The 8399-nt window shown below is 33.1% G+C and carries 11 protein-coding genes; 8 read left to right on the top strand and 3 right to left on the bottom strand.

Annotated elements, in window-relative coordinates:
- Positions 1–221 precede the first annotated feature (221 nt).
- Entirely contained in the window at positions 222–2072 is a 1851-nt protein-coding gene (mutL, locus tag OZD67_RS04885; RefSeq protein WP_182183046.1) for a DNA mismatch repair endonuclease MutL, read from the bottom strand.
- Between the two features lie 7 nt (positions 2073–2079).
- Entirely contained in the window at positions 2080–2571 is a 492-nt protein-coding gene (gene purE, locus OZD67_RS04890) for a 5-(carboxyamino)imidazole ribonucleotide mutase (RefSeq protein WP_182183044.1), read from the bottom strand.
- A 435-nt stretch (positions 2572–3006) separates the two neighbouring features.
- On the opposite strand from purE, the gene OZD67_RS04895 reads away from it, so the two are divergent.
- The 8 genes from OZD67_RS04895 (at position 3007) to rpoD (ending at position 7670) form a co-directional block, all read left to right on the top strand.
- Positions 3007–3303 carry a helix-turn-helix domain-containing protein gene (locus tag OZD67_RS04895; RefSeq protein WP_182184181.1) on the top strand — a complete coding sequence of 99 codons (297 nt, stop codon included), beginning with the start codon at positions 3007–3009 and terminating at the stop codon, positions 3301–3303.
- A 60-nt stretch (positions 3304–3363) separates the two neighbouring features.
- On the top strand, positions 3364–3771 hold the full coding sequence (gene rpoZ / locus OZD67_RS04900) for a DNA-directed RNA polymerase subunit omega (RefSeq protein WP_182183042.1): 408 nt from the start codon (positions 3364–3366) through the stop codon (positions 3769–3771).
- A 28-nt stretch (positions 3772–3799) separates the two neighbouring features.
- Entirely contained in the window at positions 3800–4045 is a 246-nt protein-coding gene (locus OZD67_RS04905) for a monovalent cation/H+ antiporter complex subunit F (protein ID WP_082860906.1), read from the top strand.
- 6 nt (positions 4046–4051) lie between these two features.
- On the top strand, positions 4052–4339 hold the full coding sequence (gene mnhG, locus OZD67_RS04910) for a monovalent cation/H(+) antiporter subunit G (RefSeq protein ID WP_096617042.1): 288 nt from the start codon (positions 4052–4054) through the stop codon (positions 4337–4339).
- Position 4340: 1 nt separating this feature from the next.
- Positions 4341–4868 carry a DUF4040 domain-containing protein gene (locus OZD67_RS04915; protein ID WP_164224943.1) on the top strand — a complete coding sequence of 176 codons (528 nt, stop codon included), beginning with the start codon at positions 4341–4343 and terminating at the stop codon, positions 4866–4868.
- On the top strand, positions 4861–5280 hold the full coding sequence (locus tag OZD67_RS04920) for a Na(+)/H(+) antiporter subunit B (RefSeq protein ID WP_164224942.1): 420 nt from the start codon (positions 4861–4863) through the stop codon (positions 5278–5280). The genes OZD67_RS04915 and OZD67_RS04920 overlap by 8 nt, the downstream gene beginning before the upstream one ends.
- Entirely contained in the window at positions 5277–5603 is a 327-nt protein-coding gene (locus OZD67_RS04925; RefSeq protein WP_182183040.1) for a cation:proton antiporter subunit C, read from the top strand. The genes OZD67_RS04920 and OZD67_RS04925 overlap by 4 nt, the downstream gene beginning before the upstream one ends.
- A gap of 123 nt (positions 5604–5726) precedes the next feature.
- Positions 5727–7670, top strand: coding sequence for an RNA polymerase sigma factor RpoD (gene rpoD, locus OZD67_RS04930; RefSeq protein WP_182183038.1), 1944 nt, complete (start codon positions 5727–5729; stop codon positions 7668–7670).
- A 13-nt stretch (positions 7671–7683) separates the two neighbouring features.
- Here the strand turns inward: rpoD and OZD67_RS04935 are convergent, their stop codons facing one another.
- Complete coding sequence (locus OZD67_RS04935; RefSeq protein ID WP_182183037.1) at positions 7684–8106, bottom strand: hypothetical protein; 423 nt, start codon at positions 8104–8106, stop codon at positions 7684–7686.
- Positions 8107–8399 lie beyond the last annotated feature (293 nt).

An 8399-nucleotide genomic window follows, 5' to 3' on the forward strand; every position in this document is an offset into this window, starting at 1 on the left:
TGTGAAGACATAAGGTGCACATAGTGCAAAAAATTAAAAATAAGACGCCAACTACGTTGTTTTCTTGCTGTTTAATCTGCACAGATGAGGATAACTGAATACCTTCAGTTTCATGATAAGGGGGCTGGCGAGGCTTGTCAAGTAAGTTTTTTCGTTTAATCCGTTTCTATGAGCTACTTGGATGACGAGGAAAGAGCACTTACATATTTATGGCAACCTCATTACCTCCTCTCAAACAGTTTTTCAATACCACTCAATTTCATTTCTATATAAGTTGGTCTTCCGTGGTTACATTGCCCGGAATATGGTGTTTTTTCCATTTGTCTCAGCAGCTCATTCATCTCCTCCAACTTCATTTTCCTGCCTGCTCTAATTGATCCATGACAAGCGATAGTAGCTAATATCTTGTTCACTTTATCTTCTACTGGCAATGTATCTTCTATTTCGGTTAGTCTGTCAATTATGTTAATTAGCATCTCTTTCACATCTATTGCTCCCAAAATTGCAGGGATTTCTTTTACTATCACTTTATTTTCTGGTTTGATCTCAATATCAAAACCCATTTCAAATAACTTATCTTTATAAGTTTCAATCATCTCCATTCCGGCTTGATTTTTGATTTCAACCGTTTCAGGAAGAAGTAGTTTTTGTCTTTTTATACTTGATTTTTGTTTTAAGCATTCATATACTAGTCTCTCGTGGGCTGCATGCTGGTCGACTATAATCAATTTGTCTCTTACCTCGGCAATAATGTAAGTATTATAGACCTGACAGCGTGCAAACCCGAGCGGGTGGCTTTCTATCAAATCAACTTGCTCTAACACCTTTTTTTCTAGAACCATAATTTCCGCTTGTGAGGGGGATTTCTGTATGCCGGTATAATTAAACGATTTTGACTGTTCTGATAAGCCTTTTGCTTTTTCATTTGGAGAGGCAAATTCTTTTATTAGTTGATTTTCAAAAGGACTTGGCCTTCTTTCATAAAATTCATTTTGAACATCAGGTTTATCAAAAGAATCTGATAATGAACCTTTCACAAAACCCTCTATCGTATTAGTAGTTTTCTGGTCACTAGCTGGAAAGGTGCCTATCCTTCTTGACAATGCTTTAATTAGCCCTCTTGTCACTATTTCATATATGAGCTTCTTATTCTGAAACCTTACTTCTGACTTATTTGGATGCACATTTACATCTACTTGATCGTGAGGTATCTCTAAATGTAACGTCGCAAAAGGATACCTATCGCTTGGAATAAAATCATGATATGCATACCTAACCGCACCAATAAGTAGATTATCTTTAATTGGCCTTCCATTAACAAATGTATAGATCTGAGTTGACTTACCACGATTGACAATAGGTTTACAGATGTATCCTGTAAGTTTAATCCTGTCTTCTTCTTCATTGACCTCCAAAGAACTGCCCTGAAATTCTTCTTCTACTTCACACAATCTACTAAATAACAAGGTTTGCTTGGCATATTTTAAGAGCTTTTTATTACCTGAAATGAGAGTAAACCCTATATGATAGTTAATCATTGCTAGGTTATTTACAATATCAACAATGCTTTGAGTTTCTGCTCTTTCGGTTTTTAGAAATTTTAGTCTATTTGGGGTAGCAAAAAACAAATCTCGTACTTCAATGTATGTTCCTTGTGATAAAGAGTAAGGAGTTAGCTCCCCCATCTTTTCTCCACCCTCATAACTTATAGACCATGCTTCACTTGCTCCGCTTGCTTTAGACGATAATTTTATCCTACTTACTGCTGCAATTGAAGGCAGAGCTTCTCCTCTAAAGCCAAGATGCTTGATTTCTATCAACTCACTATCGCTCAATTTTGAAGTAGCATGGCGCATAAACGCAAGTTCTAAATCGTTTTTTTCTACTCCGTTACCATTATCTGTCACAGTAATAAGATTACGCCCACCACTTTCTATTTTGATCTCTATTTCTAAACTTCCAGCATCTATTGCATTTTCTACTAATTCCTTTACTACACTTGCTGGCCTTTCTATCACCTCTCCCGCTGCTATACGGTTTATGGTTTTTGCGTCTAAAAGAATTATTGCCATAGATTTATTATGAAACTGGTTTTTCTTTTACTTCTTTGGTCTGTCTCTCTCTCCACTTTTTTAACCTACCTGCAATTTCACTGTTGGAAATTGACAATATAGATACGGCGGTAATGGCAGCATTATATGCTCCATTTTCTCCTATAGACATGGTTGCAACTGGAACACCCTTTGGCATTTGAACTATAGAGAGTAGACTGTCCAGCCCATTTAATTGTTTACTATGCACAGGAACTCCGATAACTGGTAAACAAGTTAATGACGCAACCATACCAGGTAAATGAGCTGCACCTCCTGCACCAGCTATAATAACCTTAAAACCTTCTTCTTGTGCAGATTTAGCAAAATTGAAGAGCCTTTCTGGTGTTCTATGTGCAGATATTATGAATATGTCATGTGAAACTTCTAATGCTTTTAGCATATCGACGGTATAGACCATAGTGGTGTAATCTGACTCACTTCCCATAATAACGGCAACATCTTTTTTTATTTTTGTCATATTCAACACAATTTTACTTACTAACTAAATAGTGTTCCAGCTAAAAAGCAACAAATATTTAGGTTATATTATAAATATAATATATAGAATTCTCGTTAAAATAGAAATTTTAAAAATTTAAATAAATATCTATGTTAAGATATAGAGATATAAACTTCTTATGTAAGATAAATTTATAAAATGATTATTTTTGTATTTCAAGCTTTGTAATTTTAGCTTGTTCTTTCTGTAAATGATTTTTTCAGATAGGCTGATAGTAAAATGGTAATTTAAAATTACTAGAAATTTGATTGAAATATTAATATACAATCAACTTAAAGTTTTAAATTTGATATCATATAATTATTGACAAGTTATATGATATTAATATTTTGGTGTATTAAATATTATGTTATAATGTTTAATAAAGTTAATTGATATGTGAGTGTAAGAATTATGGAAGTAATATCGTTAAATAACTTAGAAAGTGCGGGAGTAAAAACAAAGTTGCTTTATATAATAAATAAAATTATAGAAAAAAATGCTTGGACTCAGGCTTTTGCAGCTGAGAAGCTTGGTATTGATCAGCCAAAGGTATCACAAATTAAAAATGGTAAAATAGATGGTTTTTCTTTAGAGCGATTGTTAGGATTTCTAAAAAAGTTTGATCATGAAACAACAATCACGATGACAGAAAGCCAAGAAATAAAATCTGAGGCAGAAAAAGTAAAACATGAAATTGAATCGCAATAGATACAAAGTTGACAACTTGTTTTTTGTGGTATAGTATAAAACTTATTAAGGTAGTATCTTATGGCTGAGTCTATTGTAGAAAAGTGTACAGAACAGGTAAGTAACCGTTTCAAATTGGTTCTATTGGCAAGTCAAAGAACACATGATTTAAATACAGGAGCAAGTAATCCAGTTCAAATAGCTCAGTTTAAAGACCATAAAAACACCATAGTTTCCTTACATGAAATAGCAGAAAAACAGGTGGATACTCATGAGCTATTTAACCTTTTGGTAGGTAGATGCAAGGAGTACATGAAAGGGAATATGAATAATGTTTACAGCAGTAATACAAGTAAGCTAGCGAATTTATTAAATTTTTCTGATGACACAGATCTTGATGCAAATCAAGAAAGCCAAGATTATGAAGTGGATGGTGAAATAGATGATGAAATAAATGATCAAGATGGCGATGAAGAAGTATCCGTTTAGAAATCTACTGAAGTTACATAGTCTTTAAATGCTTCACATTGCTATCTATACACTGTTGTTCTGCATGAGTATAATGTTGTGCCGCATAGTGTCTAAGTCAAGTGATGTGTACAATAAGGTTTTAGCGTTCAATAATTTCTCAACGCAAGTAGTTGTACTCATAACAGCAATATCAATCATTCTGAATAATTTTTTTTTAATTGATATAGCATTGTTGTATGCTAGCGTTAGCTTTATATCAACTATAGCACTAATGAGATTAATGTTGTTTTAATAATTTATGATAGGATCCGTTCTTATATTTTTAGGCATTTGTTCAGTAATCATTTCAAGTGTGGGAGTAATTAGATTTCCTGATTTCTATACTAGGTTACATGCAGCAGGTATTACAGATTCTAGCGGTGCAACGCTATTGTTAATTGGTTTTGCTTTGCAGAATGGATTTTCAATCAATACTGTTAAAATAATATTATTAATTCTTATAATATGGGTAGCTAGCTCAACTAATGGCTATATTTTAGCGCGCACTTATTATAAAGTTAAGAAAAAAACTGTTAAAGAAGGTTAAGGTGTTAGAAATATTAAATGTAGTGCTACTTTTGTTGTTACTAACAGTTACGGTTTTTATAGTCTTCTCGCGACATTTAGTCGTAAGTGCTGTTCTAATGTGTGTATTTAGTTCACTTATTGCGCTTATATACTTAATTATGAATGCACCTGATGTTGCAATTACTGAAGCTTCTGTTGGTGCGGGGCTCAGTACGATTTTTACGTTTGCAGCACTCTCCTTGATAAAGAATCATAAAGTAAATCTATCTCATAACCCTATAACGCTTTTTTTTATGTTATTTCTGGCTGTATGTTTGTCATATTTTATGATTCAATTGCCAGATTTTGGCAGCAACAATGCTCCGATCCACTTGCATGTTGCTCCTTATTATGTGGAAAATACCGAAAAAGCTACCGGTATTCCTAACATAGTGACAGCTGTGTTGGCAAGTTTTCGTGGTTATGACACGTTTGGAGAAACTATAGTAGTTTTTACTGCTGCGCTTTGTATAACGTTGATATTAAAAGAAGAAAAAGAAAATGATTAAAGATCCGATATTAAATGCAGTAACATTTTTGATGATACCTTTTATCATTTTATTTGGTTTATACATACAATTTCACGGTGATTATACTCCAGGTGGAGGTTTTCAAGCAGGAATAATTATTGCCTCCGGGATAATATTATATTCAATGCTATTTGGTGTATCTACAACTCTAAAAGCAATACCTTATTCTGTGATTAGATTGACTAACGTGTTAGGTATTTTAATTTATGGAGGAACGGGCGTTGCAACAACTTTACTTGGCCAAAATTTTTTATCTTATGATATCTTGTCAGCCAATAATAGAACCGGTCAAAAATTGGGTATTTTTTTGGTGGAATTAGGTGTAGCATTTACTGTCTGCTCCTCTATGTTAATTATATATATGAATTTTGCTCGTAGGAAAAAACAATGACTTTATATAATTATACGATTATTATTGTATTAATGGTGCTAGGTTTATATATTATTATAAACGATAAAAATTTAATCAAGAAAATGGTAGGGGTAAGCGTCTTCCAAGCATCTGTTTTGTTGTTTTACATATCTCTAGGATATATAAAAAGTTCTTTGCCTCCTATATTGGTTTCAAATTTTTATTTATATAGCAATCCTATACCTCATGTTTTAATGCTTACTGCTATAGTGGTTGGAATTGCAACATTTTCAGTTGGATTGTCCATAGCAGTAAAAATGGAAGAAAAGTATGGAACAATTGATCAAGACAAGTGTACATAAGTTAACAGTATCTTAAACTATATGAAATAACAAATAGCCATAAGTTAAAAGTAAAATTATAGACTTGCTCGTTGTAAGTTTATTTGTTAATAAGAAATAAAATTATAAACTGTAAAGGTAATGATGTCAACTATTAATGATGCAGAAGATAAGAAAAAAATTATCAGAGATCTTGTAACTAAAAATATAAAAAAAGGTGGTTTTGTCACCTTTGATGATATAAATGATAAATTATCAGATGAAAATTTTTCGTCTGATTTTATAGATGATGCTATATCTTTATTGCAGGATTCCGGAATTAATGTGCTTGAAAGTAGCGAAGATGAAGAAGATATTCCTTCCAACAGTGATGATAGTAAACTTGATGATGATGATACATTGCCAAATGTTACTGCAACTTTAGTACAAAATGATGATCCAGTGAGGATTTATTTACAAGACATGAGCTCTGTAAAGCTTTTGTCAAGGGCAGATGAAATCGAGATAGCAAAAAAAATTGAATCTGAAAAGCATAACATATTACGTGCAATAATTGAAACATCAGTAACATTAAAGGTGATAAAAGTATGGCGTGATGATTTAAGTAGTGGAGCTCTCTTACTGAGAGAAATTATAGATCTGGATGCAATTTATAACTCTGACTTTAATGTGGTACCCAAAGAAGAGAGTGAAGAAAGTGCTGAAGATGTTGAGGATTCTGAGGATGTTTCTGAAGATGCTGAGTACTGTAGTGATGATGAGAAAGATAGTAAAAAAAGTGATGATGAGAAAGACGGTGATAATGAAGATGTAAATTCAGCGAATTTAAATGTTTCTATTCTTGAAATGGAAAGTGACTTGTTGCCAAAGGTCATAGTTGCATTGGATGAGATAATTACTTTAACAAATGAAGCATTGGTATTAAGAAAAAATTCTAAAGATTCCTCTGATGAACTAGAGAATTTATATAGTCAAATATGGTCTATAGCATTACAAATTAAGTTAAGTGATGCTGCTGTTGCCAGAATTACACAAGAACTTTATAAGATAAGTAGATCCATCACGCTTGAAGAGGCTAATCTTATTGCTGAGGCTAGAAAATACGATATCGATAGAGAAAGTTTCTATAAAGTTTATGATGACGTGCTTTTAAAGCATGAATTGAAAAAGATAAGTCTTTTAAAGATCAATGAAAATCAGTCCTCTTTTACAGGTGAATTAAAAAACAAATTTTTAAGGTTTATAGACGATAACTCTGAACATATAGCTAGCACTTTGAACGGTATTAAGCAGCATATACAGGAAGATAACGTGCAAGAATTTAAGGAGCTAATCAGGAGAATACAAAAACACGAACGAGAAGTCTCTGAAGCAAAGCAAGAGATGATTAAGGCTAACTTAAGGCTAGTAGTTTCCATTGCTAAGAAGTATTCAAAAAGAGGCCTTGATCTGCTTGATTTGATACAAGAAGGCAATATTGGTCTTATGAAGGCCGTGGATAAGTTTGATTACAAACGTGGATATAAATTTTCAACTTATGGCACTTGGTGGGTAAGACAATCAATCACTAGGGCAATACCTGAGCAGTCTAAAGTAGTTAGAATACCAGTTCATATGGTGGAAATTATCAGTAAAATCAACAGAGCATTAAGAAAAATGACTCATGAGATGGGAAGAGAGCCGACGTTAGAGGAATTGAGTGTAGAACTGACAATGCCACTGGAAAGAATACGCAAAGTTATGAAAATAGCAAGGGACCCAGTAAGTCTTGAAGCTCCAACAGGAAAGGATGATAGTAGTACCTTTGGTGATTGTATAGAAGATAAGCGAGTCTCCAGACCAGAGGATGCTGCAATACTTGCTGACTTGCGTGGCATTACAACCAATGTTCTTGCAACTTTAACACCAAAGGAAGAAAGAATTCTAAGAATGCGTTTTGGCCTTGGTAAAGATGGGAAGGAGCATACCTTAGAAGAAGTAGGAAAAATTTTTAATGTAACACGTGAGAGAATTAGGCAAATAGAGGCAAAAGCACTGCGCAAGTTGAAACATCCAAGCCGCGCTAGAAAACTTAGAGGGTTCTTTTAAGTATACTCTAAGTTCACTCCATACAATCTATGTTCCTCCTGATTTTTTTACTTTGCTCTAAATCTGAAATTTTCTTTAAAACATTTAGGTATTCGAATGTTATTTTTTCAGCAAGACTGGGCAATTTATCATTAGCAAAATTTCTTATATCGTTATCCTGAATTGAAGCATCTTTTCCCAAGATTTTATTAAATGTTTCCTTGAATATTCCAAAAAAACCTGATGGCTTTTTGTTCACCGGTTCTATATAATTATTCAAGTCACTACATATAAAAAACTTAGCTACATCTTCTGCCTTATCTGTAAAACTCTCTAATGTCTGGGATAAATATCTCACTGTTTTATTATATTGTTCACCAATATTTTTCAGCTTTATAGCTTCTATCAAGGAGTCGAGATTTTTTTTATAGTTCTTACTTTTAAATGGATCATTCATACTAATTACAGCTCATTATTTATTAAAATATGGGTATAGGTTTAAAATATTAAGATTTAGTAAATATTACTTTTGTAATTCATGTAGAACTATAGCTATAATAAGTAAGATTTCCCTACGTCATATCGCCGCGGTATCCACAACTGTACGAACGTTGTGATTTTTGCCCATCACACAACTGTACGAACGTTGTAGTTTGGCCCACCAGTGGGGTGTCATCCCAGTGCCCAGACACTGGGATCCAGGAAACTTAACTTTAAATAAGTAGCTGCATAATAAAGACTAGATTCCAG

This window comes from Wolbachia endosymbiont of Drosophila nikananu (assembly GCF_028981865.1).
In the GTDB taxonomy this organism is placed as follows: domain Bacteria; phylum Pseudomonadota; class Alphaproteobacteria; order Rickettsiales; family Anaplasmataceae; genus Wolbachia; species Wolbachia pipientis_B.